Annotated in this window: 24 protein-coding genes; 4 read left to right on the forward strand and 20 right to left on the reverse strand. The window is 50.5% G+C overall.

Annotated features, from left to right (window positions below):
- Positions 1-193 precede the first annotated feature (193 nt).
- Positions 194-1,789 carry a CTP synthase gene (locus BLU03_RS06580; protein ID WP_008590500.1) on the reverse strand — a complete coding sequence of 532 codons (1,596 nt, stop codon included), beginning with the start codon at positions 1,787-1,789 and terminating at the stop codon, positions 194-196.
- A gap of 264 nt (positions 1,790-2,053) precedes the next feature.
- Positions 2,054-2,608, reverse strand: coding sequence for a DNA-directed RNA polymerase subunit delta (gene rpoE, locus BLU03_RS06585; protein WP_093106531.1), 555 nt, complete (start codon positions 2,606-2,608; stop codon positions 2,054-2,056).
- A 230-nt stretch (positions 2,609-2,838) separates the two neighbouring features.
- Here rpoE and BLU03_RS06590 point away from each other — a divergent pair, with 230 nt between their 5' ends.
- On the forward strand, positions 2,839-3,165 hold the full coding sequence (locus BLU03_RS06590) for a hypothetical protein (RefSeq protein WP_076571663.1): 327 nt from the start codon (positions 2,839-2,841) through the stop codon (positions 3,163-3,165).
- Positions 3,166-3,281: 116 nt separating this feature from the next.
- On the opposite strand, the gene icmF is transcribed toward BLU03_RS06590, so the two are convergent.
- The 8 genes from icmF to BLU03_RS06630 form a co-directional block, all read right to left on the reverse strand.
- On the reverse strand, positions 3,282-6,485 hold the full coding sequence (icmF, locus tag BLU03_RS06595) for a fused isobutyryl-CoA mutase/GTPase IcmF (RefSeq protein ID WP_093106533.1): 3,204 nt from the start codon (positions 6,483-6,485) through the stop codon (positions 3,282-3,284).
- Between the two features lie 20 nt (positions 6,486-6,505).
- On the reverse strand, positions 6,506-7,123 hold the full coding sequence (locus BLU03_RS06600; protein ID WP_093106536.1) for a TetR/AcrR family transcriptional regulator: 618 nt from the start codon (positions 7,121-7,123) through the stop codon (positions 6,506-6,508).
- The gene (gene meaB, locus BLU03_RS06605) at positions 7,110-8,060 is read right to left on the reverse strand and encodes a methylmalonyl Co-A mutase-associated GTPase MeaB (RefSeq protein WP_093106539.1); all 951 of its coding nucleotides are present in this window, start codon (positions 8,058-8,060) and stop codon (positions 7,110-7,112) included. The genes BLU03_RS06600 and meaB overlap by 14 nt, the downstream gene beginning before the upstream one ends.
- 121 nt (positions 8,061-8,181) lie before the next feature.
- A complete protein-coding gene (locus tag BLU03_RS06610; protein WP_093106541.1) occupies positions 8,182-9,321 on the reverse strand; it encodes an acyl-CoA dehydrogenase in 1,140 nt (379 codons plus the stop codon).
- 32 nt (positions 9,322-9,353) lie between these two features.
- The gene (locus BLU03_RS06615; RefSeq protein WP_093106544.1) at positions 9,354-10,490 is read right to left on the reverse strand and encodes an acyl-CoA dehydrogenase; all 1,137 of its coding nucleotides are present in this window, start codon (positions 10,488-10,490) and stop codon (positions 9,354-9,356) included.
- 11 nt (positions 10,491-10,501) lie between these two features.
- Positions 10,502-11,347 (reverse strand): 3-hydroxybutyryl-CoA dehydrogenase, encoded by an 846-nt coding sequence (locus tag BLU03_RS06620; protein ID WP_008590512.1) that lies wholly within the window; start codon positions 11,345-11,347, stop codon positions 10,502-10,504.
- A gap of 2 nt (positions 11,348-11,349) precedes the next feature.
- Entirely contained in the window at positions 11,350-12,537 is a 1,188-nt protein-coding gene (locus tag BLU03_RS06625; RefSeq protein ID WP_093106547.1) for an acetyl-CoA C-acetyltransferase, read from the reverse strand.
- A gap of 287 nt (positions 12,538-12,824) precedes the next feature.
- The gene (locus BLU03_RS06630) at positions 12,825-14,948 is read right to left on the reverse strand and encodes a heterodisulfide reductase-related iron-sulfur binding cluster (protein WP_093106550.1); all 2,124 of its coding nucleotides are present in this window, start codon (positions 14,946-14,948) and stop codon (positions 12,825-12,827) included.
- A gap of 189 nt (positions 14,949-15,137) precedes the next feature.
- Between BLU03_RS06630 and cls the strand changes: the two genes are divergently transcribed.
- Complete coding sequence (gene cls / locus BLU03_RS06635) at positions 15,138-16,313, forward strand: cardiolipin synthase (RefSeq protein WP_176765430.1); 1,176 nt, start codon at positions 15,138-15,140, stop codon at positions 16,311-16,313.
- 108 nt (positions 16,314-16,421) lie between these two features.
- On the opposite strand, the gene argS is transcribed toward cls, so the two are convergent.
- From argS to BLU03_RS06665, 6 genes are all read right to left on the reverse strand, one after another.
- Positions 16,422-18,089 carry an arginine--tRNA ligase gene (argS, locus tag BLU03_RS06640; protein WP_093106555.1) on the reverse strand — a complete coding sequence of 556 codons (1,668 nt, stop codon included), beginning with the start codon at positions 18,087-18,089 and terminating at the stop codon, positions 16,422-16,424.
- Positions 18,086-18,511 carry a DUF1934 domain-containing protein gene (locus BLU03_RS06645; RefSeq protein WP_008591547.1) on the reverse strand — a complete coding sequence of 142 codons (426 nt, stop codon included), beginning with the start codon at positions 18,509-18,511 and terminating at the stop codon, positions 18,086-18,088. Before BLU03_RS06645 ends, argS begins: the two co-directional genes overlap by 4 nt.
- A gap of 66 nt (positions 18,512-18,577) precedes the next feature.
- Positions 18,578-19,021, reverse strand: a complete 444-nt coding sequence (locus BLU03_RS06650) for a hypothetical protein (protein ID WP_093106557.1) — start codon at positions 19,019-19,021, stop codon at positions 18,578-18,580.
- Positions 19,022-19,361: 340 nt separating this feature from the next.
- Positions 19,362-19,688, reverse strand: coding sequence for a YolD-like family protein (locus BLU03_RS06655; protein ID WP_245698753.1), 327 nt, complete (start codon positions 19,686-19,688; stop codon positions 19,362-19,364).
- Between the two features lie 67 nt (positions 19,689-19,755).
- Positions 19,756-20,256, reverse strand: coding sequence for a YwgA family protein (locus BLU03_RS06660; protein WP_008591541.1), 501 nt, complete (start codon positions 20,254-20,256; stop codon positions 19,756-19,758).
- Entirely contained in the window at positions 20,256-21,560 is a 1,305-nt protein-coding gene (locus BLU03_RS06665) for an HD domain-containing protein (protein WP_093106562.1), read from the reverse strand. Before BLU03_RS06665 ends, BLU03_RS06660 begins: the two co-directional genes overlap by 1 nt.
- 164 nt (positions 21,561-21,724) lie before the next feature.
- On the opposite strand from BLU03_RS06665, the gene BLU03_RS06670 reads away from it, so the two are divergent.
- Positions 21,725-22,537: a lipoate--protein ligase family protein gene (locus BLU03_RS06670; protein ID WP_008591536.1), complete on the forward strand. Its 813-nt coding sequence runs from the start codon at positions 21,725-21,727 to the stop codon at positions 22,535-22,537.
- 67 nt (positions 22,538-22,604) lie between these two features.
- Here BLU03_RS06670 and pta read toward each other — a convergent pair whose 3' ends face one another.
- On the reverse strand, positions 22,605-23,579 hold the full coding sequence (gene pta / locus BLU03_RS06675; RefSeq protein WP_093106565.1) for a phosphate acetyltransferase: 975 nt from the start codon (positions 23,577-23,579) through the stop codon (positions 22,605-22,607).
- Positions 23,580-23,824: 245 nt separating this feature from the next.
- Here pta and hemQ point away from each other — a divergent pair, with 245 nt between their 5' ends.
- A complete protein-coding gene (hemQ, locus tag BLU03_RS06680) occupies positions 23,825-24,565 on the forward strand; it encodes a hydrogen peroxide-dependent heme synthase (protein WP_008591533.1) in 741 nt (246 codons plus the stop codon).
- Positions 24,566-24,639: 74 nt separating this feature from the next.
- On the opposite strand, the gene BLU03_RS06685 is transcribed toward hemQ, so the two are convergent.
- The 3 genes from BLU03_RS06685 to BLU03_RS06695 form a co-directional block, all read right to left on the reverse strand.
- Positions 24,640-25,008, reverse strand: coding sequence for a DUF423 domain-containing protein (locus BLU03_RS06685; protein ID WP_008591531.1), 369 nt, complete (start codon positions 25,006-25,008; stop codon positions 24,640-24,642).
- A gap of 15 nt (positions 25,009-25,023) precedes the next feature.
- The gene (locus tag BLU03_RS06690) at positions 25,024-25,329 is read right to left on the reverse strand and encodes a YwdI family protein (protein WP_008591528.1); all 306 of its coding nucleotides are present in this window, start codon (positions 25,327-25,329) and stop codon (positions 25,024-25,026) included.
- 203 nt (positions 25,330-25,532) lie between these two features.
- Positions 25,533-26,867, reverse strand: coding sequence for a sodium-dependent transporter (locus BLU03_RS06695; protein WP_076571645.1), 1,335 nt, complete (start codon positions 26,865-26,867; stop codon positions 25,533-25,535).

The raw sequence follows: 26,867 nt of genomic DNA on the forward strand, positions 1-26,867 counted from the left end.
GAGAGACTGTCGTTCCGTCACCCCGGCAGGGCTTGAACTGATACTTCTAAGAATACCAGTACGTTTATAAAGGTGCAACAGCTCGTGTTTATATCAGCGCTTACATATCAGAATTTTTTCATTTCTCTCACAGCTTCCGAATATAAAAAAAGACACCGGCCCCTTTAGTAAGGGACGGTGTCCTGACTATATGTTACCCGTTGAATGTCGCTCCGATGAAACCGGTGAACAGTTCCTGGGCGCGTGTCGGACGGGATTTGAATTCCGGATGGAACTGACTGGCTACGAACCACGGATGGTCTTTGACCTCGATGATTTCTACAAGGCGTCCGTCCGGGCTGGTGCCTGAGAAAAGGAATCCTTTCTCTTCCATCTCCTCACGGTAGTGATTATTGAACTCGAAGCGGTGACGGTGACGTTCGTAAATCACTTCCTCCCCGTATGCTTCCATCGCTTTCGTATCTTCTTTAATACGGGATGGATAGATACCGAGGCGCAGTGTTCCGCCGAGATCTTCCACATCTTTCTGTTCCGGAAGCAGATCGATGATCGGATCTTTCGTCGACGGGTCGATTTCCGCCGAGTGTGCGTTCTTATAGCCCAGCACGTTACGGGCGAACTCCACCGTTGCCAGCTGCATACCAAGGCAGATGCCAAGGAATGGTACTTTATTTTCACGTGCGTAGCGGATCGCTTCGATTTTCCCTTCGATGCCGCGGTGTCCGAATCCGCCGGGCACAAGTATGCCGTCGGTATCCGCCACGAGTTCCCCGATGTTGTCCTCAGTGACTTCTTCAGCGTTCACCCACTTCACTTCCACATCGGCGTTCTGCTGGTAGCCTGCGTGTTTCAGCGCTTCCACTACAGAAATATAGGCGTCCGGAAGCTCTACGTATTTCCCGACAAGAGCAATCGTACGCTTCTCTTCCAGATGCTTGACCCGCTCCACAAGCTCATTCCACTCCGTCATGTCAGCCGCCTGACAGTTCAGCCCGAAGTGGTCGCATGTAAGCTGATCGAGTTTCTGTTCCTGAAGCGTAAGCGGAACGTCATAAAGTGTTTCCGCGTCCACCATTTCGATGACGGCCTCTTTTTTCAGGTCGCAGAAAAGGGAAATCTTCTCTTTCATATCATCGGAAATTTCCGTTTCGGAACGCAGTACGATCACATCCGGCTGTATGCCGAGGGAGCGCAGTTCTTTCACGCTGTGCTGCGTAGGCTTCGTTTTCAGTTCGCCCGCGGCCCGGATGTAGGGAACGAGAGTACAGTGAAGATACATGACGTTATCGCGGCCGATGTCACTTTTGATCTGACGGATCGCTTCCAGGAAAGGAAGGGACTCGATGTCTCCGACCGTACCGCCGATTTCCGTGATGACGACATCTGCGTTCGATTCGTGTCCGGCACGATATACCCTTTCCTTGATTTCGTTCGTAATATGCGGAATCACCTGAACCGTACCGCCCAGATAGTCGCCGCGACGTTCTTTTTTGATCACGTTCGAGTAGACTTTACCGGTCGTTACGTTTGAGAACTTATTCAGATTGATATCGATGAAACGTTCGTAATGACCAAGGTCAAGATCCGTCTCCGCTCCGTCGTCCGTCACGAATACTTCTCCGTGCTGGTAAGGACTCATCGTTCCCGGGTCCACGTTCAGGTATGGGTCGAACTTCTGGATCGTTACGCTCAGCCCCCGGTTTTTCAGTAGACGGCCCAGTGATGCCGCCGTAATTCCTTTTCCTAATGAAGATACAACACCGCCGGTAACAAAAATGTACTTTGTCACGTTCATCCCTCTTTCCTTGTTTGTTAGTAATGACTTCTTCTGTTTCGGAATAAATATAGAAAGGGCGGCTGTTGCACCGCCCGTCACCGAAGAAAATCCGTTATACTTCCCTGCTGGAATCCGGAACAGGTGCGTCCCGGACCTCCTGCAAAAAAGAAAAGCTCCCCAATCGTAATTGGGGAGCTTCTGTTAAGGTCGTCCTTTTTTAAGAGCCCACATAGAATTATAAAAAGGTTCACCTGTAAAGTCAAGAACAGGAAAAAATTACTTTTCTTCTTTTTCTTCTTCGTCCTCGTCGCCGATAAAGCTGGTGTCTTCATCTACCATTTCTTCCTCTTCGTCGTCAAGGTCGTCCTCTTCATAATCGCCCTCGAAGTCATCGTCGTCTTCGAGATCCAGTTCTTCGTCCGTCAGGTCAAGTTCCTCTGTATTCTCGTCTTCTTCGTCGGCATCGTAATCCGAAATGCCGAGTTCATCTTCAAGCAGCTTGGAAGGCTTCTTTTTTTTCTTCTTCTTTTTCTTCTTGCGCATTTTCGGAAGGTTGGCGATATCTTCTTCCATCTGTTCAATCGGGTACCACTTACGAAGTCCCCAGTGGTTCGTACCGGTCGTCGTAAAACGGCCGTCAAGATTCATATCCGTGTAGAACTGGGCGATGGCCTCTTCTTTCTGCGCTTTCGTATACTTCTTCCTGTCGGCGATCTGTTTGAACAGTTCGTTGAAATCGTACGTCTGATGCTCGTCTTCCAGAATGGTATAAGCCATTTCAAGCATAGAGGTTTCGTCTATCTGTTGTTGGGTCATTTCTTCAAAACTCAACGTCAGCACTCCTTTTTCTCAATTCTGTTCCGACCGTCCCTACCCTTCCATAAGCGGAGGAGACCGGACAGACTTTCGCTTTTTTCGTCAATTACACACGTTTCTCACTGTAACCATACCCTTTATTATAAAAAGAACGGAGAAAAAAATCAATAACAGAGAATTTCTTTGGAATCCCCTCCCGTTTTCCCGTACAATATAAACAGCTATCGAACGAAGGAGAGAGACCGATGAAGCTTAAAGAACTGCACCCTGTGACCTGGGTCATTATCGCCCTGATTCTGATTTTCGTGCCTTCCTGGCTTTATATGAATTACGGGCTCATTCATGAGGAACATGTTAAAGAAGCCACCATCTCGGAAAAATATCACGAAAAGGACGAATATTATATCGTCGCGGATGGTAAAGATATCAAATTGTCCGATTCCAGCCAGTGGATGCTCATCGAACCTGAGGAGAAATATGAAATCACGTATGAATGGTACGGGCAGAAAGAGCCCGAAGTCGTCTCCATCAACCAGGCCCACGATGATGACAGCACCGGCGGCGGTCACTGACAACAGAAACTGCATGATACACACAGAAATCCGAACATTGATGTTCGGATTTCTGTTTTTAAGCTGTCATAAAAGGATAGGGGATGAAAATTACGTCATTCCCCGCCTGCCGTTTTTTACATATTTCTGCGGTACTGACCGCCCACTTCGTAAAGAGCGTGGGTAATCTGGCCGAGACTTGCAACGCGGACGGTTTCCATCAGTTCGGCAAACACGTTTCCGCCTGAACTGGCCGTTTCTTTCAGTCTGTTCAGTGCTTCCTCTGCCTTATCTTCGTTGGACTTCTGGAAGTTACGAAGCTCTTTGATCTGGTGTTCTTTTTCTTCTGTGGAGGCACGGGCAAGTTCCATCGAATCAATATCCTCTTCCGACTGCGGATTAGGGTTAAGATACGTATTCACCCCGATGATCGGCATTTCACCGGAATGTTTCTTACTTTCATAATACAGGGACTCTTCCTGAATCTTACCACGCTGATACTGGCGCTCCATAGCCCCGAGTACTCCGCCGCGGTCGTTCATATTTTCGAACTCCTGCATGACCGCTTCTTCGACGAGATCGGTGAGTTCTCTGATTACGAAGGACCCCTGCAGGGAGTTTTCGTTCTTCGTAAGACCGTATTCCTTGTTGATGATCATCTGGATCGCCATAGCCCGGCGTACGGATTCCTGCGTCGGCGTCGTAATCGCCTCGTCGTAGGAGTTTGTGTGAAGCGAGTTACAGTTGTCCTGGATAGCCAGCAGAGCCTGCAGCGTCGTACGGATATCGTTGAACTGGATTTCCTGAGCGTGCAGGGAACGGCCGGATGTCTGAACGTGATACTTCAGCTTCTGACTGCGCTCGTTCGCTCCGTACTTATTCTTCATCACGATTGCCCAGATGCGGCGTGCGACGCGCCCGAGTACGCTGTATTCGGGGTCCAGACCGTTCGAGAAGAAGAAAGACAGGTTCGGTGCGAACTTGTCGACGTCCATACCGCGGCTCAAATAGTATTCCACGTAGGTGAACCCGTTTGCAAGCGTGAAAGCGAGCTGCGTAATCGGGTTCGCTCCCGCTTCCGCGATGTGATACCCGGAAATCGACACGGAGTAGTAGTTGCGCACGTCGTGGTCGATGAAGTACTGCTGGATATCTCCCATCATACGGAGGGCGAACTCTGTCGAGAAGATACATGTGTTCTGTCCCTGGTCCTCTTTCAAAATGTCAGCCTGGACCGTTCCGCGCACTACGTGGATTGTGTCTTCACGGATCTGCTTCGCTTCCTCGGCAGACGGTTTCCTGCCCTCTTTCTCTTCAAATTTCCGAAGTTCCTTATCGATAGCCGTGTTGAAATACATGGCAAGGATGATCGGAGCCGGTCCGTTGATCGTCATGGATACGGAAGTTTTCGGATCGACGAGATCGAATCCTTCATACAGTTTCTTCATGTCTTCGAGCGTACTGATGTTCACACCGCTCTCCCCGACTTTTCCGTAGATGTCCGGACGCTCGCCCGGGTCTTCCCCGTAAAGTGTTACGGAGTCGAAAGCGGTACTGAGTCTTTTCGCTTCTTCGTTTTCGGAGAGGTAATGGAACCGGCGGTTTGTTTTCTCCGGCGTCCCTTCCCCGGCGAACTGTCTCGTCGGGTCTTCCCCTTTCCGTTTGAAAGGAAACACACCGGCCGTGAACGGGAAAGCTCCCGGAACGTTCTCTTTCCGAAGCCACTCGAGACGGTCGCCCCAGTCCGCATACTTCGGAAGGGCCACTTTCGGAATTTTCGTTCCGGATATGCTTTCTGTCGTCAGATCCATCGTAAATTCCCTGTCCCGCACTTTGTATGTGAACGTTTCTCCTGAGTAGTTCTCATGGAGCGTATCCCAATGTTCGAGCTTTTCTTTCACTTCGCCGTTGATTTCTTTCACTACTTTTTTCTTCGCTCCCGTGATGGTTTCATTCTCGCCGACGATTTTCTCCGTGCCTTCGAGCTGGTACCACTGGCGGGCTTTTTCTGCCTGATCTTCCGTGAATTCATGATAGCCGCGCACTTCTTTCGCGATATCCCGGAGGTACTGCTTCCGGTCGTTCGGAATGATAACGTTCTGCTTTTCGACTTTGGATACCCGTTCAAGCGACGTTTCCGTATCCCAGCCGTACCGCTCATTTATTTCATCAAGAAGGGCAGCGAAAAGGGTGTTCGTCCCCGGATCGTTGAACTGGCTGGCGATGGTGCCGTAGACAGGGAACGATTCATGATCTTCGTGGAACAGCATGTGACTGCGTTCATACTGCTTTCTCACCTGTTTCAGCGCATCCTCCGAACCTTTCTGTTCGAATTTGTTGATAGTGATGAAGTCGGCGTAGTCGATCATGTCGATCTTCTCGAGCTGGGACGGCGCCCCGAACTCGGCGGTCATGACGTACATGGAAAGGTCGGTGATTTCCGTAATTTCGGCATCCCCCTGGCCGATTCCGCTCGTTTCGATGATGATGAAGTCGTAGCCTGCTCTTTTCAGAATCTGTACCGCGTCCGTCACCGCTGTCGATATCTCAGTACGCGCTTCTCTCGTCGCAAGAGATCTCATGTATACGTTCGGGTGGAAGATGGCGTTCATACGGATTCTGTCCCCGAGGAGAGCACCGCCGGTTTTCTTCTTCGTCGGATCCACCGAGAGAATCCCCACTTTTTTATCCGGTACTTCATTCAGGAAGCGGCGTATCAGTTCGTCCGTCAGGGAACTTTTCCCTGCCCCGCCGGTACCGGTGATACCGAGCACGGGTACGTCTTTATCCGTCTGCCACTGCTTCCGGTAGCTTTCAAGTTTTTTCTCATCTGCGTTCTCCGCCTGCGTGATCATTCTTGCGATCGTAACCGGGTCCCCGGCTTCCAGATCCATGTTATCTTTCACCGGCGGAAGGAAGTCGGCTTTTTCGACCATGCTGTTGATCATACCCTGCAGGCCGTGTTCCCGTCCGAACTCCGGAGAGAAGATGTGCGTCACTCCGTATTCATGGAGCTCCTTGATTTCCCGGGGCAGAATGACTCCCCCGCCTCCTCCGAACGTCTGGACGTGCTCTGCACCTTTTTCGTTCAGTAGATCGATCATGTATTTGAAGTATTCCATATGACCGCCCTGATAGGAGGAGATGGCAATCCCCTGGGCATCTTCCTGTATGGCAGCGTTGACTACGTCTTCCACAGAGCGGTTGTGCCCGAGATGAATAACCTCGGCACCTGTCGCCTGCAGAATACGTCTCATAATGTTGATTGAAGCGTCGTGACCGTCGAACAGACTGGAAGCGGTTACAAATCGCACCGCATGTTTCGGTTTATATACTTCCACAATAATTTCCTCCTTTATGGCTATCTGTAGGTTGCAACTCCTTCAAGCAAAAGACTGACCTGATGATCGATGTACTCTTCCAGTGTGAAGGACCTCTGAAGAATCCATCTGCGGAACCCCCACATCTGACCTTCCACGAACACGTTGTTGGCAATGACCGATATTTTACCGCGTGATGCTCCCGGAAGGCTGCACGCCAGTAATTCCTCCAGCATAGCCACCATTTCCTGTTCCTTCTCAAGGATATAATCTTTCGCCTCTTTCGGCAGTGCCTTCACTTCCTGGTAAAGAACGATCACTTCCTCCTGCAGATCATCCATCAGACGGAAATAGGAGCGGACCGCTTCTTCAAGAGGAGCACCGTCCGGCACGGAGGTGTCCACCACTTCTTTCATCCGCTCATTCACCTGTTCGTAGATGGAATCACATACAAGGAACAGCACATCTTCTTTCGTCCTTATATACTCGTAAAGCGTACCGATACTGAAACCGCTCGCTTTCGCGATTTCACGCGTCGTCGTTTTGTGGAACCCTTTATCCCGGAAAAGAGAGACAGCACCGCGGATCATTTCCTGGCGCCTCTTCTCCACGAGAGCCCTGTTCTTAATGGAAGATGGAACCTGTTTACTTCCCACCATCGGCTTTCCCCTCCTGCTTCCATTCACCGAACCACTGTTTCGCGAGTGCATAAGGATCATATTCCTCACGCTCGAGATTTTTGCTGCGGTCGCCGGATTCAATCCAGCGCCTGACGTCCCGCCATATTTCTTCACGGATGAGCTCGTACACTTCCATTTCCCGCTGCATCCGCTTTTTCTCCTGACCGGAAGCCGTTTCTTCGAGGTAAATGCGGTGTTTCTTCATTTTCTCCCACATTTTCAAAATACCCTGCTTTTTCGTCGATACCGTTTTGACGATCGGCGGCTGCCACCCTTTCGGATCGGCGATCATCATGTAGTCTTCGAGTGTAAGTTTCAGTTTCTCGACGTCCGGCAGGTCCGCCTTGTTGATAACGAACAGATCGGCGATTTCCATAATACCGGCTTTGAAAATCTGAAGAATATCTCCGCTGTTCGGCGTAAGTACAAGTCCGGTCGTATCCACCACTTTCATCACGTCGAGCTCCGACTGTCCGACTCCGACTGTTTCCACAAGTACGATGTCAAAACCGGCAGCATCACACATACGGATCGCGTCTTTCGTCGCCCTGGCAAGACCGCCGAGACTTCCTCTCGTGGCCATACTGCGGATGAAGATGCCGGGGTCGACGAAATGCTGGTGCATCCTCGTCCGGTCCCCTAAAATCGAGCCTCCGCTGAACGGACTCGTCGGATCAATGGCAATGACCGCCACACTGAGATGCTGTTCCCGGAGAAGATGAAGGAGCTCGTTGATAAGCGTGCTCTTACCGGCGCCGGGAGAGCCTGTAATACCGATATAGTGAGCCTGTTTTTTAATGGAGAATATATCACTCATCAGCGTGAGTTTTTCTTCGTCTTCCCGTTCTGCCAGCGTAATGGCTCTTGCGAGTGCCCGACGATCTCCGTTATGAATTCTTTCAGCCAGCGAATGCATCGAATCGTCCTTTCTGTATTCCGGTACTTTTACTTCTTATAATCGGTTTACGGTACCGAAAGACCTTTTACTGAACGAAAGCAGTCGCCCCCGCGAAGACGGGAGCGCACAACTTACGCTATCAGCTGGTGACCATACGTCCGATTACGAGACGCTGGATTTCGTTGGTACCTTCATAAATCTGAGTGATCTTCGCGTCACGCATATAGCGCTCTACCGGATAGTCTTTTGTATATCCGTAGCCGCCGTAGACCTGTACGGCTTCTGTCGTTACTTCCATTGCAGCGTCGCCGGCGAAAAGTTTCGCCATTGCGGAAGCTTTTGCGTACGGCTTTCCTTCCGATTCGAGAAAAGCTGCCTTATACGTAAGCAGACGGGCCGCTTCCACGTCTGTCGCCATGTCTGCCAATTTGAAGGAGAGACCCTGGTGTTTGGCGATCGGTTTGCCGAACTGTTCCCGCTCTTTGGCATAGCCGATGGATTTATCGAGAGCACCCTGGGCGATTCCTACAGCCTGGGCAGCGATACCATTCCGTCCTCCATCGAGAGTCTGCATAGCGATTTTGAATCCTTCCCCTTCTTCTCCGAGGAGGTTCTCTTTCGGTATGCGGCAGTTTTCGAAAATAAGTTCCGTCGTCGGCGAAGAACGGATGCCGAGTTTCTTCTCTTTCTTACCGAACGTGAAACCATCCGTCCCTTTCTCCACGATGAAAGCGCTGATGCCTTTATGGCCGGCATCCTGATCCGTTTTGGCGAAAACGAGGTAAATGTCCGCCACGCCGCCGTTCGTGATCCACACTTTGTTACCGTTCAGAATATAATCGTCTCCGTCTTTTTTCGCCTGAGTACGCATGGAGGAGACGTCACTTCCTGCGCCCGGCTCGGACAATGCATAGGCTCCAAGAGCTTCCCCTGTGGCAAGACGTGTCAGGAAGTTTTCTTTCTGTTCCTTGTTTCCGAACGTGTAAATCGGCCAGCTGGCAAGGGAGATGTGGGCAGAAAGCGTCACACCGGTCGATGCACAGACGCGGGAGAGTTCTTCCACCGCAATCGCGTAGCTTACGAAATCGGATCCGATTCCGCCGTATTCCTCCGGCCACGGAATGCCTGTAAGACCGAGCTCGGACATCTGATCGAAAATATTGCGGTCAAACCTTTCCTCTTCGTCCCGTTCCGCCGCTGTCGGCTCTACTTCATTCTCCGCGAAGTCACGTACCATTTTTTTGAGCATCTGCTGTTCTTCTGTCAATTGAAAGTTCATACCTGTTCCCCTTTCTTCGGTTCGACTGCTTATTATTTCATCAAGTGCGTTCCAATGACCATCCGCTGAATTTCACTTGTACCTTCATAAATCTCACAAACTTTGGCATCACGGAAAAACCGTTCTACCGGGTAGTCTTCCGTATAACCGTAGCCGCCGTATACCTGGACAGCTTCAATACTAGTATTAACCGCAGCACGGGAAGCATAAAGTTTTGCCATCGACACTGCTTTGCCGCATGGCTGCTGTGCCTGCTGCAGACGGGCCGCTTCATACACCAGCAATTTGGCGGCTTCGACATCCGTAGCCATATCCGAAAGTTTGAAAGAGAGACCCTGGTGTTTGGCAATCGGTTTGCCGAACTGTTCCCGTTCTTTCGCGTAACCTACCGCATGCTCCAGAGAAGCCTGCGCTATCCCGAGTGCCTGAGCGGCGATGCCGATTCTTCCGGTATTGAGGTTGGCCATCGCAACGTCGAACCCTTTCCCTTCTTCCCCGAGCAGGTTCTCTTTCGGTATCCGGCACTGCTCGAAGTTGATGGCACACGTGCTCGATCCGTGCAGCCCCATTTTTCTTTCCACTTTTCCGACAGTGAAACCGGGAGTGTCTTTTTCCACAATAAAAGCGCTGATGCCTTTGCTCCTCGATTCTTCCGGGTTGGTACGGGCGAATACGATGAAAGTATCTGCCGCCTCGGCGTTAGTGATGTACGCTTTAGAGCCGTTCAGGATGTAGGAATCCCCGTCTCTGACCGCTTTCGTTTTCAGACTGGCAGCGTCTGAACCTGCGCCTGGTTCCGTGAGGGCAAAAGCTCCCAGATACTCCCCGCTTGCCAGTTTCGGAATGTATTTCTTCTTCTGCTCTTCCGTTCCGAAGTAAAGAATCGGGTTCGTGCCCACTGAAGTGTGAACGGACAGAATCACCCCGACTGTCGCGCTGACCTTCGACAGTTCATTGATGGCGATAATGTACGAGGTGAAATCCATCTCGGAGCCGCCATATTCTTCAGGGATCGGTATGCCCATCAGGCCGAGTTCTCCCATCTTTTTGACTACTTCTATCGGAAAGCGGTCTTCCGCTTCCATGCGTTCTATGGCCGCGGCGACTTCGTTCTCAGCGAAGTCCCGGACCATTTTCTTCATCATCTGCTGTTCATCAGTTAAAAACATTCGGTTCTCTCCTATTCATAAACGTAAAAACCGCGCCCGGATTTCTTCCCGAGCCAGCCGGCTGCTACATATTTCTTGAGCAACGGACATGGACGATATTTCGAATCGCCGAATCCGTCGTAAAGTATTTCCATAATGGACAGACACGTATCAAGGCCTATAAAATCCGCCAGCTGGAGCGGTCCCATCGGATGGTTCATGCCGAGTTTCATAACGGTATCCACGTCTTCTTTTGAAGCCACACCTTCGTAAATAGTGAAAACCGCTTCGTTGATCATCGGCATAAGAACCCGATTGGCCACGAATCCCGGGTAATCGCTCACGTCCACCGGTGTTTTGGCCAGCTGTTCCGCCAGCTGTTCCACCCGTTCGAACGTCTCATCACTCGTCTGAATCGCACGGATAATTTCCACCAGTTTCATCACCGGTACGGGGTTCATGAAGTGCATACCTATAACCTGTGACGGACGATTCGTTACCGCCGCCACGTCCGTGATCGGAAGAGACGAGGTGTTCGTCGCAAGAATGGCATGGTCCGGCATAATGTCATCGAGCTGACGGAATACTTTTTCCTTCACATCCATCCGCTCTACTACGGCTTCGATTGCAAAGTCACAATGGGCAGCGTCTTCCATACCGGAAGCGGTCTCGAGGTGAGCTTTCGCCTGCTCCGCGCCTTCCTTTGTCATACGTTCCTTTTCGACAGCACGGTCAAGACGCTTATAGATTCCTTCGATCCCTTTTTTCAACGCTTCTTCGTTTACATCAAACAACTTCACGGAGAAATTGTGCGAAGCAAATACCTGTGCAATTCCGGCGCCCATCTGACCGGCACCTATAACGAAAATATTCTTCATGATTAAGCTCCCTCCACTTCGATCATAACCGCATCACCCTGGCCTCCGCCGGAGCAGATAGCAGCGATTCCGGTACCGCCGCCGCGACGACGAAGTTCGTAGGCAAGTGTAAGAATGATTCTGGCACCACTTGCACCGATCGGGTGACCAAGCGCCACGGCACCGCCGTTGACGTTCACTTTATCCGTATCAAGTCCTGCAATCTTACCGCCGGCCAGTGACACGACCGCAAAAGCTTCGTTCACTTCGAACAGAACGATATCTTCCATTTTTTTGCCTGTTTTTTCAAGAATTTTGTTAATGACGAGTCCCGGTGTTTCAGGAAAATCCTGAGCTTCCACTGCAATTTCATCGTGGGCGATGATTGTGGCAAGCGGCTTAACGTTCTGCTGCTTCGCTTTCTCATCACTCATCAGTACCATTGCGCAGGCTCCGTCATTCACACCAGGTGCGTTGCCTGCCGTAATACTGCCATCCGGGTCGAAAGCAGGTTTCAGCTTCTTAAGTTTCTCCGCTGTCGTATCCAGTCTCGGTGCTTCATCGGTATCGACACTGATCGGATCACCTTTTCGCTGCGGTACTTCAACCGGTACAATCTCTTCTTTCATCACGCCGGATTCGATCGCTTTACCGGCAAGTTCGTGACTGCGCGCCGCCCATTCGTCCTGGGCTTCTCTGGAAATGTCGTGCTTATTAGCCGTACGGTTGCCGTAGCTTCCCATGTGGATGCCCTCGAAAGAGCAGGTAAGACCGTCGTGAAGCATCATATCTTTCACGGCACCATCGCCCATACGATAGCCGAACCTCGCTTTTGGAAGGAAATACGGAGCACTGCTCATACTTTCCATGCCGCCCGCGACGATGATCTCCTCTTCTCCGAGACGGATGAACTGATCACCCATCGTTACACTGCGCATACCGGAAGCACAAACTTTGTTGACGGTTTCCGTCTTCACATGCCACGGTATATTCGCATTCCGGGCCGCCTGTCTTGAAGGCAGCTGTCCCTGTCCGCCCTGAAGTACGCTTCCCATAATGACTTCTCCAATATCCTTACCTTCTACGCCGGCACGCTGCATAGCTTCCGCAATGACTTTTCCGCCAAGATCCGAAGCAGATAAAGAAGAGAGACTTCCTCCGAGTTTGCCAAACGCGGTACGTGCTCCATCAACAATCACTGTTTTTACCATTAATTATTCCTCCTCTGTAGCGGTAACGCTTTCAAACAATCCTATTGAACGCTCGCTCAATTTCCTCTCATAAGGAAAGTCTACAAAACTTTCTGTACACTTTCCGCAATTTTTTGACTTTTTATTTTACGGATCGGACATTTTTCGCTTTAGTGTTTCCAAGCGGAAGCTCCCGCTTTATCTTTTTCATGCCAGCTCACGGGCTTCCAGAAACTCACGTTATAAGCCCTCCGGACCACCGGAAGGAAAACCTCTTCCGGATGGCCGGCCTGCTTATTCCGGTGTTTCTAAGCGGAAGCTCCCGCTTTATCTTTTTCAAAGATGGATTTTGCAAGTATTTCCGCGATGTCCATCGTGCTGACTGTTTCTTCGACTTCCTTCGCTTTCGTACCATCGGAGAGCATAGTCAGGCAGAACGGACAGCCACTGGAGATCATAGTCGGTTCCACTTCAAGTGCCTGTTCGGTACGGGCTTCGTTGACGCGGTTTCCGGTCTTCTCTTCCATCCACATCATTCCACCACCCGCTCCACAGCACATGCCGTTGGAACGATTACGCTGCATCTCCACAACTTCTACACCCGGAATCATTTCAAGTACTTCACGAGGCGGTTCATACACCTCGTTGTATCGACCGAGGTAACAGCTGTCGTGATACGTAATTCTTTCATTGACCGGTGCTTCCGGTTTCAGGCGGCCTTCTTCAAGCCACTCTGCAAGCAGTTCCGTGTGGTGATACACTTCCGCTTCGAAACCGAAGTCCGGGTACTCGTTTTTGAAAATGTTGTAGGCGTGAGGATCGATCGTGACGATCTTCTTCACGTCGTTCTTTTCGAATTCTTTGATGTTCTTCTCCGCAAGTTCCTGGAACAGGAATTCGTTCCCCATGCGGCGGGCCGTATCTCCGGAGTTCTGTTCCTTGTTTCCGAGAATAGCGAATTTGATGCCCGCTTTGTTCATAAGTTTAGCGAAGTCCATAGCTATTTTCTGACTGCGGTTATCATATGATCCCATAGAGCTTACCCAGAACAGATACTCGAATTCTTCGCCTTCTTTCTTCAATTCCTTCACCGTCGGAATGTATGCTTCTTCATCAAGGTCACGCCAGTTTTCGCGTTCTTTCTTGGAAAGTCCCCACGGGTTCCCCTGACGCTCGATATTCATAAGAGCACGCTGACCATCCTGATCCATTTTCCCTTCGGTCATTACGAGATAGCGGCGCAGGTCGATGATTTTATCGACGTGTTCGTTCATGACCGGACAGGCGTCTTCACAGTTCCGGCACGTCGTACATGCCCAAAGTTCTTCTTCGGTGATGACGTCCCCGATCAGGTTCGTTTCGTTCACGCGGTCGACAGCATCGTTCTGTTCATTGCGGGCCATCGACGCGAGCATATTACCTTCGGTTCCGGAGAATGCGTAGGATGGCACCCACGCTTCGCGCCCTGTGACCGCTGCCCCTTTTTCGGTCAGGTGGTCACGGATCTTAACGAGAAGGTCCATCGGAGACAGCATCTTCCCGGATACGGAAGCGGGACAGACGTTCGTACAGCGCCCGCATTCCACACACGCATACAGATCGATCATCTGAAGCTGGTCGAACTCTTCCACTTTTCCGACACCGAAGGACACATCTTCCTCGTCCGTTTCATCATCAATGTCGAAATTGATCGGCTTCAGCTTCCCAGGTGCATCCTCACGACTGAGGAAGACGTTGACCGGAGCTGCAATAAGGTGAGCGTGTTTCGACTGAGGTACATATACAAGAAAGCTGAGCAGAGTAATCAGGTGAATCCACCACATAACGAAAAATACTGCGGCTGCCGCTGTTTCCGGAAGCCATCCGAATCCGAGTGCGATAGCACTGGCCACCGGTTCCCAGACGCTTGCTTCATGGCCATGCCAGATAATGTTCATACCGTTTCCGGCCAGTACCGTCACCATCAGTGTTCCGATGAAAATAAGTACAAGACCGGCTTTCCAGCCGCGCTTCAGGCGGACGAGCTTCTCTATGTAACGACGGTAGAAAGCCCAGACGACGGCAACGATGATAGTGAGTGTTACGAGTTCCTGGAAAAACGTAAAGGCAGGATACAACGGACCCAGCGGCAAGTGTGAATCAGGCGCCAGCCCCTTCCAAATAAAATCGATCGCTCCGAACTGTACAAGTATAAATCCATAAAACATCATGACGTGAATTGCTCCGGATTTCTTATCTTTGAGCAATTTTTTCTGACCGAAAACGTAAATACCTATCTTTTGAAGACGACGTTTGATCTTTCCGTCGAATTCAAACTTCTTCCCCATACGGATATAAGCAATTCTCGTCTGAACGATACGCGCGAACAGATAAAGCGCATAAATCGTTATTCCGAGAAAAAACAACCAGTTCACCAACAGTAAAGGATCCATCCTTTTCCCCCTCTTTCCTATTTTCTGTATTGAAACCCCTTTCATGTTCCAGTTAACTCTACTATAAAACTGAATGAGCATTCAGTCAACATGTTTCGCTTTTTTTCTTCCTGTATTTGTGAATGGAGATACGTGTATATCTCTATAATTTCAGTTACAATCAAGGTATGGATTTTTGGAGGTGGAGAGTTGCGCACTATTAAAATTATCATTTCACTTTTACTATGGATCGTGCTCGATCTGATCCTCGGTAGGAGAAGTCAGCGCAAACATAACCGTACGCTTGCGTTCGAACAGACGAGAGGGAACTACCGCTTCTACAAAAACGGTACTCCGCTTTTTGAGGATCTGTTCGAAGAGATTTCCCAGGCCCAGGAACAGATTGACGTATACTACTATCTCGTACGCCGGGATATCATCAGCCGCAAGTTTATGACACTCCTCAAAATGAAAGCGGAGGAAGGTGTAAGGGTCAACCTTCTCGTTGACCGGCTCGTAAGCGCGCCGCTTCGCCGGGAATACCGATCTTTGAAGAAAGCGGGCGTGGACGTAGCCTTCGCTGAAACGCCGAAGTTCCCTTTTTTCTTCTATACGTTCAACCGGCGGAACCACCGGAAAATGGTGGTCATCGACGGAGTGATCGGCTACGTGGGCGGTTTCAACGTCGGCCGGGAGTATATCGGAAAAAGTTCCCAGTTCATCGACTGGCGCGACTATCATTTGCGGCTGACAGGTTCGATTGTCCGCGATCTGCACCGGATCATCGCGAGTGACTGGACGTACAATACCGGGGGGGCTCTTCCTTCCGTCGCTTACCGGGAAGGAGGAAAACACCCCTTCCAGCTTGTAGCGTTCGACGGAATAGGAGTAGAGAATACTTTCCTTACGATGATCAGGCGGGCCCGGAGGGAAATTCTCATCGGCAGCCCCTACTTCATCCCGACCAAAAGGATTCACCGGGAACTGCTCAAGGCGCTGGAGCGCGGGGTGGACGTCCATATTCTGCTTCCGCTGAAACGCGATCACGCTTTCGTAAAAGAGGCCGGTTTCCCGTCTCTTCAGAAACTTGTCCTTAGCGGAGCCAACGTCTACCACTACAACGCAGGCTTCTATCATGCGAAGCTCGTTCTTGTTGACGAAGAAGCTGCCGATATCGGTACGGCGAATTTCGATAAGCGGAGTATGTTTCTGAATAAGGAAGTGACTATCTCCATTTTCGAAGAAAGTTTCGTCCGGCATCTGCGTTCCGAGTACTTCAAAGATACAGAAAACTCTCTCGTATACGATAAGGAACAGGCTGCTAACCCTTCTGTAGCCACGAAAGTGAAAACGCAGCTCGTCAAACCGTTCCGCTGGATGCTTTGACCTTCTTTCTGTAAAAAACAAAAAGAGTGATGTTCTTCTATAAATCGAAGAACATCACTCTTTTTTTATATTATCATTTACGCCCGGACGGAAGGCTGGCGGTTGTGCCTACATTTTTTCGGGGGCTTCGACGCCGACGAGAGCAAGAGCGTTTCTAAGCGTCTGCTTTACAGCTTCCATCAGCTTGATTCGGGAAGCCGTACGCACAGGATGTCCGGCATCCAGAACTTTTTCCGCATTATAGAAGCTGTGGAGGTTCGATGCAAGATCGAACGCGTACTGAGTGACGCGGTGAGGCGTCCGGTTCACTGCAGCATCTTCCACAATCTGCGGGAATTCCCCGAGACGCTTCAGAAGATCGATCTCCTTCTCCGAAGTGAGCAGCGTACCGTCGAACTCATCAGAGCGAAGATTCTTCTCCTCGGACTGTTTCAGCATCGTTGCGATACGTGCGTGCGCGTACTGTATATAGTAGACCGGGTTTTCGTTGGACTCGGAACGGGCCAGATCCATGTCGAAGTCGAGGTGTGAATCACTCGAACGCATTGCGAAGAAATAGCGCATGGCGTCCACTCCGACTTCATCCATCAGTTCGCGCAGCGTAACGGCCTTGCCGGTACGTTTGCTCATCTTCACTTTTTCCCCGTTTTCAAACAGGTTGACCATCTGGATGATTTCGACCTCAAGCGTCTCTTTGGCATAGCCGAGCGCCTGGACGGCCGCTCTCATCCGCGGGATATACCCGTGGTGGTCGGCGCCCCAAATATTGATGAGGGTGTCAAAACCGCGGTCAAGCTTATTTTTGTGATAAGCAATGTCCGGAGCCAGATACGTATAGGTGCCGTCGTTTTTCACGAGGACACGGTCTTTGTCGTCTCCGTACTCCGTAGTTCTGAACCACGTCGCCCCTTCCTGCTCATACACAAGACCCCGCGCTCTCAGTTCTTCGACAGCCGCTTCGATTTTGTTCTCCTCGTACAGGGACGTCTCGGAGAACCATTCGTCGAAAGTGACGCGGAAATCACCAAGGTCCTTCTCTATACGGGAGAGTGCGTACCGGAGGCCGGATTCACGGAAATGACGGTGTCTCTCTTCTCCGGAGACCTCCGTCCACCTGGCACCTTCTTCTGCGGCAAGCTGCTTCCCGAGCTCAATGATGTCAGCTCCGTGATAACCGTCTTCAGGCATCGCGTATTCTTCTCCGAGCGCCTGCATGTAGCGGGCTTCTACAGATTCTGCGAGTTTTGAAATCTGATTCCCTGCATCATTGATGTAGTATTCCCTCTCCACGTCGTACCCGGCCGCTTCAAGGATATTACAAAGCGCATCTCCAATGGCTGCTCCACGGGCGTGACCCAGGTGCAGCGTTCCTGTCGGATTCGCAGATACGAACTCCACCTGTATACGCTCCCTGCGGGCTTCTCCGCTTTTACCGTAGCTTTCTTTTTCTTCGAGGATAGATGGAACGAGTTCTGCGAGATACGTATTGTTCATGCGGAAGTTGATGAACCCGGGACCGGCGATTTCCATCTCCTCTATCGAAGCTTTCGACTTATCGAAAGCCTCTACGATGTCCCCTGCGATCTCTCTCGGATTCTTTTTTGCGATCCTCGCCATTTGCATAGCCATATTCGTGGCATAATCCCCGTGCTGTTTATCTTTCGGCTGCTCGAGCACCACGTCGGGGATTTCTTCGGAAGAAGCAAGCCCCGCTGCTTCCACGGCGCGGACGATCTCTTCTTTGATCTTTGCTTCCGTCTTTTCTGCAATGTTCATTCCGTTTCCTCCTTAAGCGTTAATTTCAGCTGGTGATTCTGTGTGACATCTTCATTGACCGTCATCTTATAGACAATGAACAGCTCACCGTTTCCTGAGTCGCCCGGGGGACGGTATTCCAGCTGTTCCGTCCAGGTGCTCATGAAAAGTTTTCCGTATTCATGTACGTACGTGTTCTCGGTTTCCGTGTTGACCTCGAACAGCTGGCGCATTTCCACGCCTCCGGAGCGTTTAATGCTTACATGACCCGGTTTGATGGTCACCATCGTATCCACCGGCTCTCTTCCTTCCGGGTGTTCCCTGAAAGTCACTACGTCCATATTCCCTTTTCTGAAAAAGCGCCCCTTTTCCGACAGGGACATCTGCTCGGAGTCCGAACCGTCCCGGATGTGCGTTTCTAACGTAACAGCTACGTTTGTCATGCTGTAATCGCTCCTTTTTTCGTCCCGTTTATAACTAATCCATTATAAGAAGAGTGCAGTAAAAACTCAAGTTGTTTCCCGTAAATAGTCGATCGTCTCCTGCAGTTCCGCATGGATATCCACGTGCGTCGTAATGCTGAAGATACTGTACAGTACCACCGCACCCGCTATGATGCCTGCATACCACTTGTAGGGCACTCTATTGCGGAAGGGACGGTAATTTTTATGAAAAGCGAAGAGAATAAACGGCAGCAGTGCTCCGACGGCCACGATGTCCCGGGTCCACTGCTCCTTTTCCCTGTTGCTGATGACAGAAGCCCGGAGTGCTTCGTTCACGTGCTCTTCTGCACTCGTCTCCCACGTTTCCCCTTTGTACTCAACTTTCCACGTATTGTTTTCTATCGAATGTTCGTAAAGAACAGGTGTAAAAGAATATCCGATGGTCGCCACCAGAAGCGTTCCCATAACAATCGCATAAACTACAGGTATCCATAACAGTTTTTTATTCATAAAGCCTTCCCTTTCTCTGCCCCCGGCTTTTGAACGAAGCGACGGGGTGCATCCGGATCATTTCACTTTCATCCCACCTATTTTAGCACGAGTTATCGGTTCCGCCAAAGCCCCCGGGTTACGCTTGTGCGCCCTCTGAAGCACTTGCGTTTCGTCATTCGAATAGAAAAAAGACCGGCTGACGATTCAGCCGGTCCTCTTTCTGTCTTAGTAAAAGCATTTTCCATGCTACTTCAAATATATTACTGCGGGTGATATTTTTCAAGTCGGGAGGGCCTGGAAAAGTGAACATTTTGTGACACAGGCGGCCGATAAAAGCTCCCGGACCGTACTTTCCTGTTCACATCGATACGTCGGTAACTTCATCGCGACTGAGTCGCAGCAGCCGGCCGCCGTGGATATCACGGCACTCCAGCTCACCGCTTCGTCTGTGGAAACGAAGCGGCACCACCTCATGCACATCCCCGTCCATTTCAATACAGACAGGAATCTGCCCGTTCATTGCGTGCTGCAATAAAAAATCGATCCCTGCCGCCTGCTGTTCTTCCATATGCCCCTGTTCAACCCGCTCGTCCTCTTTCCAGAGATTACGGAGCATCTCGATGTGCTCCGGCAGCATGAGTGAAGTCCATTTGATGGAGCCGCGATCTTTCGGTTCCTGATTCATCATCATCCCTCCAACACGAACGTTTGTTCCTATTTTATCACACTACTTGTTTTTGTGCACGGGGATATCAGGAAACAGGACGCAATTCCCGGATGAAAGCCCACGCTTCCTCCAGTTCTTCCTGTTTGTAATTCTGTCTGCTTTTCACCGTATATACCTTCTCTTCAATTTCCTCTTTCGGCAAGTGTTCAAAAAAGAGCATCGTCGACACCAGTTCAAGGAACCTGGAACTTTTTTCATTCATTGCACTGATATATCCCCCGAGTTCCGGACGTTCAATATCTGCATGTTCCAGAAAATCGTGTCCGGAGTCCGTAAGGTTATAGCGGTACTGGTAATAATTCCGCTTTTCCTCCATCGCTTCCGAAATGAAACCGAGGTTGCACATTTCTTCTATACGAAGCGTCAGTTCCTCCGAATAAGGACCGTAAAAATGGAACTCATACTTTTCTTCAAAAGGAACCCCGCATTTTTTCATAATGAATATCATTTTCTGAAGACGCTTTCGTCCCACTACTTCCTCACAACTGTTTAAAAAGTGCATTAGTCTCGCATGTTTCTCGAGCATTACTGTTCCTCCCTGCCATACAGAATTCCTTTAATCCGCTGCTTCGTTTTCTCATCACTGATCTGCTCAATCGTATCCGCCGGAAAATAGAGTTTATGGTCCGTCCGTTTTTTTCCGGAAATCGATTCGACGATTTCGGAGAGCCGGGACAGTTCCTTCAGTCCCCCGTCCGGCTGCAGAAGATGAATCGGCAGTCTTTCTCCTTCTTCTCCCGGACGATAGAAATCGTAAGGAAGATCGGAGCTTGAATCCACTTCAAGATAAAAGCGCGGATCGACTCCCGCCTCTTCAAATAAATCGTACAGTTCCCGCCAGGCGTTCATCTGCAGATTCGGGTTGAATTCAATATATTTGAACAGCTTCCTGTTTACGAACCGTTCACACAAATCGCTCAGAATCGGGTCTTTCTCCCTGATCCACATCTGGAAGTAGTACATCACTACGTTCTCATCCAGATCCAGATATTCTTCGAGAGAAGGCGCCTCTTCAAAAAAGGAGAAGAAGTGTACCGGTTTAAGCTCAAACTCGTAGCCGTTTTTATACAGCTCCTTGGCACGCTTCAGAATCTTCGACAGGATCACTTCCGCACTGCGGGTCACGGGGTGGAAATAAATTTGCCAGTACATCTGATAGCGGCTCATTATGTAGTCCTCCACCGCATGCATACCGCTTTCCTTGATCGCCACCTGATCCTCGAGCGGGCGCATGACGCGGAGTATTCTTTCCATATCGAAATGACCGTAGCTGACCCCGGTGAAATAAGCATCACGCTGGAGGTAATCCATGCGATCGGCGTCGATCTGGCTGGAAATGAGGCTGACGACGAGCTTATCCGTGTACGTCTTGTTGATTACATCCGCCACTTTCTTCGGGAACCCTTCTTCCACTCCGGACAGCACCCGGTTCACTTCCGTATCACCGAGCAGAATCGACTGCGTGTAGTCTTCGTGATCGAGCCTGAAAGCTTTCTCGAACGAGTGGGAAAAAGGGCCGTGGCCGAGGTCGTGCAGCAGGGCCGCACATAGGGAAAGCAGACGCTCGTCTTCATTCCAGTCTTTGTGATCACGGAAGTTCTCAAGGATGCGCCGGACGATTTCATATACCCCGAGAGAGTGGCTGAAGCGGCTGTGTTCCGCTCCGTGGAACGTAAGGTACGTGGTTCCGAGCTGCTTAACGCGGCGCAGCCGCTGGAATTCCCGGGTACCGATCAGATCCCAGATTACACGGTCCCTGACATGGACGTAGCGATGGACCGGATCTTTAAATACTTTCTCTTCGTCTAATTTTTCATCACGATAAGCCATGTGTCTGCTCCATTCCTTTTTTGTCCAGTATAGCCTTTTGCGGGCCGGAAAGAAACGTCTTGACAATACGGGAGAGCCGTGAAATCCGCTTTTCCTCCCGTTCTACAAACACAAAAAAAATTTGCTATAATGGTGGCAGTCTGAATGCAAAAGGAGACCGACCAATGATTTCATCCATACTGCAGCAACCGGAATACAGGCTCGTGGACCACAGCGACCCGGAACTTCATACATCCGCCCTGCCGTCCTTCGCCTATGATGATGCGCTGGCGACATCTGTCGGGGCAGGGACGAGCCCGGCCACTGCCCGTCTGTGGGTACACCCGAAAACCGTCGTCCTCGGCATACCCGACGCGCGCCTTCCCTACATCTCCGAAGGTATCGACTACCTGGAAGAAGAAGGGTACAGCGTCGTCGTCCGAAACTCCGGAGGTCTCGCCGTCGTACTGGACGAAGGAGTACTCAACCTTTCCCTCATCTTTCCGGAGACGAAAGGAGTCGATATTCATGGCGGGTACGACGTTATGGTCGAATTCATCCGCTCTCTTATCGATGCCGACATCGATGTATATGAGATTTCCCGCTCCTACTGTCCGGGCGACTATGACTTGAGTATAGACGGGCGGAAGTTTGCAGGTATATCCCAGCGCCGTGTAAAAGGCGGATTCGCCGTACAGATCTACCTTGATGTGACAGGAAGCGGACAGCAGCGGGCAGAGCTGATCCGGAACTTTTACGACACAGCGAAAAAAGGGGAGGAGACAAAATTCTCTTTTCCCGATATCGATCCGTCCGTCATGGCTTCGCTCAACGAACTGCTGGAAGAAACGGTTACGATAGAATCGATCACGGAACGGATCAAAGACCGTCTCCGTCATTACAGTGACAGCGTCATTTCCTACCCGCTTACGGACCAAGAAGTAGAGTGGCTCAGTAAACGGACAGAACAGATGGTGTCCAGAAACAAAAGAGTGTAAAAAGACCAGAAATCCTGAGCTGCTAAAAAAGCGCGGTGCCCGCTATCGGCACCACGCTTTTTGTATATTACTCTACAGACTGGGCGGCTGTTATGATGGCAAGCTTGTACACATCATCCGCATTACAGCCTCTCGACAAATCGTTCACAGGCTGATTGAGTCCCTGAAGCACGGGTCCGACAGCATCAAAACCACCGAGACGCTGGGCTATTTTATAGCCGATATTTCCCGCTTCGAGGCTCGGGAAGATGAACGTGTTCGCTTTTCCTTCAAGTGGAGAATCCGGCGCTTTCTTTTCAGCGACGGAAGGAACGAAAGCAGCGTCAAACTGAAATTCCCCGTCAATCAGAAGGTCGCTCCGCTGCTCTTTCACAATCTCGAGAGCTTCTCCCACTTTTTCGGTTTCCGGAGAGACGGCCGAACCTTTCGTGGAGAAACTGAGCATAGCTACACGAGGGTCGATATCGAAAAGGGCGGCAGTGTCTGCGCTGGCCATCGCGATTTCGGCCAGATCCTGACTGTCCGGGGAGATATTGATGGCACAGTCCGCGAAAATGTATTTTTCCTCGTCCCGGACCATGACGAATACTCCGGACGTCTTGTTGATGCCTTCTTTCGTTTTTATAATCTGAAGAGCCGGGCGCACCGTATCTCCTGTGGAGTGTACTGCTCCGCTTACCAGTCCGTCCGCTTCGTTCATATACACGAGCATGGTACCGAAGTAGTTACCGTCTTTCAGAATGTCGCGGGCTTCCTCTTCGCTCGCCTTACCTTTTCGCCGATCCACAAAAAGCCGGACCATATCATCCATATTTCCATAAGTTTCCGGATCCACGATATCCACGCTGCTGAGATCGACTCCGTTCGTTTCCGCCTTCTGTTTCACTTCATCTTCATTTCCGACTAATACAGGACGGACATATCCTTCCGACCCGAGCCTCCCCGCAGCCGTCAGAATTCTTTCATCTCCGGCCTCCGGAAAGACGATTCGCTTTCCTTTGCCTTCTATTTTTCCTTTCAGTGTGTCAAAAAGATCACTCATGTGTACCCCTCCTGTTTTGATGTCTGTATCATATGATAAAACGTGCCAGCTTAAAAGAAAAGCGATACACGTAAACGGCCGTCAGTAACCGCTCTTTATTTTCACTGTTCCCTAATCTTCTTTCGAATATGTGACAGAAATCGGAAAAATCGTTTACAGGAAAGTACTTCACATGCCCCTCCGGCACTCGTATGTTATATTGAATAAGGACATAATTATATCAACCATAAAGGAGCGATTCGACTATGCCAGAACCGGTTATAACAATGGACGGGTGGTACGTCCTTCACGATTTCCGTACGATGGACTGGACTTCCTGGAAGTACGCGAGTGCCGAAGAGCGCCAGCAGGCGATTCAGGAATTTCAGGCGCTGATGGAGACTTTTGAGACGAAAGAAGACAACCGCGAAGGAAGTCACGCTATCTATACGATTGTCGGCCAGAAAGCTGATCTCATGATGATGATTCTGCGCCCGACTATGGAAGAACTCAACGAAATCGAGACGGCTTTCAATAAATCCAAACTGGCGGAATTCATGACGCCGGCCTACTCTTACGTGTCGGTCATCGAACTCTCCAACTACATGGGAGGCGACCAGAATCCGGAAGATCCGGAAATCGAAGGCCGTCTGAAGCCGAAACTTCCGAAATGGGAACACGTCTGCTTCTACCCTATGGATAAGCGTCGTCAGGGGAATGACAACTGGTACGTTCTCGAGAAGGACGAGCGGGCGAAACTGATGTACGAGCACGGCATGACCGGGCGTCAGTACGCCGGTAAAATCCGTCAGTTCATCAGCGGATCGATCGGTTTTGACGACTGGGAATGGGGCGTGACCCTGTTTGCGCACGACGTTCTTCAATTCAAAAAGCTCGTCTATGAGATGCGCTTTGACGAAGTGACTTCCCGTTATGGTGACTTCGGTTCCTTTTTCATCGGCAACCTCCTTACAAAAGAAAAAGCGGAGACGTTCTTCGAAGCATAAAACGTTTTTTTCCGCAAAACAAAACCCCGGCCTGACACTGTCAGTCCGGGATTTTCAATTGCAACATTTTCTGACTACAGAACTTTCATCGCTCCAATACCGAGCAGTACCCATCCGATAAGGAAAGCGACTCCACCGAACGGAGTGATCATGGCAAATGTTTTCACACCGCTTACGGCATATACATAAAGACTTCCGGAAAACAGAAGAATGCCGGCAAAAAACAGCCACCCGGCTCCTGTGAACATTCCGGATGCACCCTTACCGAGCAGCAGCGCCGTTATGAACAGCGCCATCGTGTGGAACATCTGATAGTTCACCGCTTTCTCCCACTGACCGAGGCCTTTTTCGGACACTTTTCCTTCCAGCCCGTGTGCCCCGAACGCTCCGAGTGCCACAGCAAGAAAGCCGTTAATGACTCCCAGCAATAAAAACAGTTTCATTATTCTTCCCCCTTATCAAAAATCAAAGATAGACGAACCGTTCGCTCCGTCGTGATCCAGTTTATCATTTGTGCTTTTCCGCTCCGGCGGGTCTTCCCCCATCATCTTCCTCATTTCTTCCGCCGTCGGCTGCATATCGTTCTTCTTCGCAGTTTCCGGTGCCCCGGCGGACTCCTGCCTTTCCTCTTCGAGCACCAGATCACACAGCAGCCGGACAGCCCGGGCATGTTCCCTGACCCGGACCGGGTCTTCGTGCCTGAGCATAGCTTCCTCTATTTCTTTATTCATTCGCTGCAGTAATTGTTGCATGGAGATGCTCATCAGCTACACATCCTTTCCATCTGTCAGTTTATCACGATTGCCACGGGATTACCTATGACAAAAATTCGATAATATTTTCAAAGGGAACAGGGGATAAAACCGGACAGGCAAAAAAGAACAACACGCAGATCTATCCGTGTTGTTCTTCCTGAAATCAATCATTGTTCATTTGATGAAGATCCGTTTCGCTCCGGACTCATAGGTTACAGAACACTGCTTATAAAAATAATGATGATCATAACGGGTAATAGATACTTCACAAGGCCATACCAGACGTTCCCGATGACATTATCACCGAAGTCCACGGCTTTCAGTGCTGTAGCCTTCGTAAAGTACCAGCCGACAAACAGCGCCATGGAAAGTCCTCCGAGCGGAAGCAGGATATTGGAGGCGATGTAGTCCATCGAGTCGAGGATGTTCCTCTCTCCGATCGGCGTTATCCCGGACCAGATTCCGAAACCGAGGGATACGGAGATGCCGAGAAAGAACATGATTACCCCGACAATGACGCTTGCCTTCGTTCTGCTCCAGCGGAAAAGGCGCATGAAGTAAGCTGTCGGCACTTCGAGTATGGAAATCGCCGAAGAGAGAGCTGCCAGCGACAGAGCGAAGAAAAACAGCAGCCCCGCTATCCCCCCAAGCGGCATCTGTTCAAAGATGGAAGGAAGCGTTATAAACACAAGCGGCGGTCCTGATGATGGATCGATATTAAAGGCGAACACCGCCGGAAAAATGACGATTCCTGAAATGACGGCGAAAAACGTGTCCATCAGACCGATTCCGACGGCAGCCCCCGGCAGCCGTTTATCGTCCGACAGGTAGCTGCCGTACGTAAGCAGCGCCCCCATACCAAGACTCAGGGAGAAAAAGGCCTGACCGAGGGCCTGCACGTAAATCGAAGGCTGGGTCAGCGCCGACCAGTCCGGTCGAAACAGGAAACTCAGTCCTTCCATGGACCCGTCCAGCGAAAGGCTGACCCCTGCAAGGGCCAGAAGCAGCAGGGCAAGCAGCGGCATGAATACTTTATTCGCCGTTTCTATCCCCTTCTTCACTCCACTGAATACGATCACGATGGTCATAGTCATAAATAGAGCGGACCAGAAAAGCGGCTGCCACTCCTGCGTAATGAACCCGCCGAAAGCCCCTTCGTATCCTCCCTCTGCAGGAGCCTGAAAGAAGTCACCTGTGATGTAATGAAACAGGTAGTAGAGCGACCAGCCAGCGACTACTGCATAAAAACTCAAAATCAGAAAAGCGCTGAAGACCCCGAAGAACCCGGTCAGAAACCACGGCGTCCCGGGCGCAAGCTTCTGATACGAGCCGATCACATCACTTTTCGCTTTCCTCCCGATACTGACTTCTGCCAACAGAAGCGGAATTCCGATTAAAAATACAAATACAAGATATAAAAGCAGAAACGCTCCGCCACCGTTGTTTCCGGCTACGAATGAAAAACGCCATATATTTCCGAGACCTACAGCCGAACCCATCGCTGCAAGCATAAACCCGAGTTTCGTCCCCCACTGTTCACGAGCCAT

This window comes from Salimicrobium album (assembly GCF_900107115.1).
Taxonomy (GTDB): Bacteria; Bacillota; Bacilli; order Bacillales; family Halobacillaceae; genus Salimicrobium; species Salimicrobium album.

What these genes read in the sequence shown, in the direction of transcription:
- BLU03_RS06690 (WP_008591528.1), bottom strand. Translation starts at nt 25,329, where the DNA reads ATGAGCATCTCCATGCAACAATTACTGCAGCGAATGAATAAAGAAATA.
- pta (WP_093106565.1), bottom strand. Translation starts at nt 23,579, where the DNA reads ATGAGTGATCTTTTTGACACACTGAAAGGAAAAATAGAAGGCAAAGGA.
- BLU03_RS06685 (WP_008591531.1), bottom strand. Translation starts at nt 25,008, where the DNA reads ATGAAACTGTTTTTATTGCTGGGAGTCATTAACGGCTTTCTTGCTGTG.
- BLU03_RS06615 (WP_093106544.1), bottom strand. Translation starts at nt 10,490, where the DNA reads ATGTTTTTAACTGATGAACAGCAGATGATGAAGAAAATGGTCCGGGAC.
- BLU03_RS06620 (WP_008590512.1), bottom strand. Translation starts at nt 11,347, where the DNA reads ATGAAGAATATTTTCGTTATAGGTGCCGGTCAGATGGGCGCCGGAATT.
- BLU03_RS06695 (WP_076571645.1), bottom strand. Translation starts at nt 26,867, where the DNA reads ATGGCTCGTGAACAGTGGGGGACGAAACTCGGGTTTATGCTTGCAGCG.
- BLU03_RS06610 (WP_093106541.1), bottom strand. Translation starts at nt 9,321, where the DNA reads ATGAACTTTCAATTGACAGAAGAACAGCAGATGCTCAAAAAAATGGTA.
- BLU03_RS06670 (WP_008591536.1), top strand. Translation starts at nt 21,725, where the DNA reads ATGATTTCATCCATACTGCAGCAACCGGAATACAGGCTCGTGGACCAC.
- BLU03_RS06660 (WP_008591541.1), bottom strand. Translation starts at nt 20,256, where the DNA reads ATGCTCGAGAAACATGCGAGACTAATGCACTTTTTAAACAGTTGTGAG.
- argS (WP_093106555.1), bottom strand. Translation starts at nt 18,089, where the DNA reads ATGAACATTGCAGAAAAGACGGAAGCAAAGATCAAAGAAGAGATCGTC.
- BLU03_RS06590 (WP_076571663.1), top strand. Translation starts at nt 2,839, where the DNA reads ATGAAGCTTAAAGAACTGCACCCTGTGACCTGGGTCATTATCGCCCTG.
- BLU03_RS06645 (WP_008591547.1), bottom strand. Translation starts at nt 18,511, where the DNA reads ATGACAAACGTAGCTGTTACGTTAGAAACGCACATCCGGGACGGTTCG.
- BLU03_RS06655 (WP_245698753.1), bottom strand. Translation starts at nt 19,688, where the DNA reads ATGAATCAGGAACCGAAAGATCGCGGCTCCATCAAATGGACTTCACTC.
- hemQ (WP_008591533.1), top strand. Translation starts at nt 23,825, where the DNA reads ATGCCAGAACCGGTTATAACAATGGACGGGTGGTACGTCCTTCACGAT.
- BLU03_RS06625 (WP_093106547.1), bottom strand. Translation starts at nt 12,537, where the DNA reads ATGGTAAAAACAGTGATTGTTGATGGAGCACGTACCGCGTTTGGCAAA.
- BLU03_RS06650 (WP_093106557.1), bottom strand. Translation starts at nt 19,021, where the DNA reads ATGAATAAAAAACTGTTATGGATACCTGTAGTTTATGCGATTGTTATG.
- BLU03_RS06630 (WP_093106550.1), bottom strand. Translation starts at nt 14,948, where the DNA reads ATGGATCCTTTACTGTTGGTGAACTGGTTGTTTTTTCTCGGAATAACG.
- BLU03_RS06665 (WP_093106562.1), bottom strand. Translation starts at nt 21,560, where the DNA reads ATGGCTTATCGTGATGAAAAATTAGACGAAGAGAAAGTATTTAAAGAT.
- meaB (WP_093106539.1), bottom strand. Translation starts at nt 8,060, where the DNA reads ATGCATTCGCTGGCTGAAAGAATTCATAACGGAGATCGTCGGGCACTC.
- BLU03_RS06600 (WP_093106536.1), bottom strand. Translation starts at nt 7,123, where the DNA reads ATGGTGGGAAGTAAACAGGTTCCATCTTCCATTAAGAACAGGGCTCTC.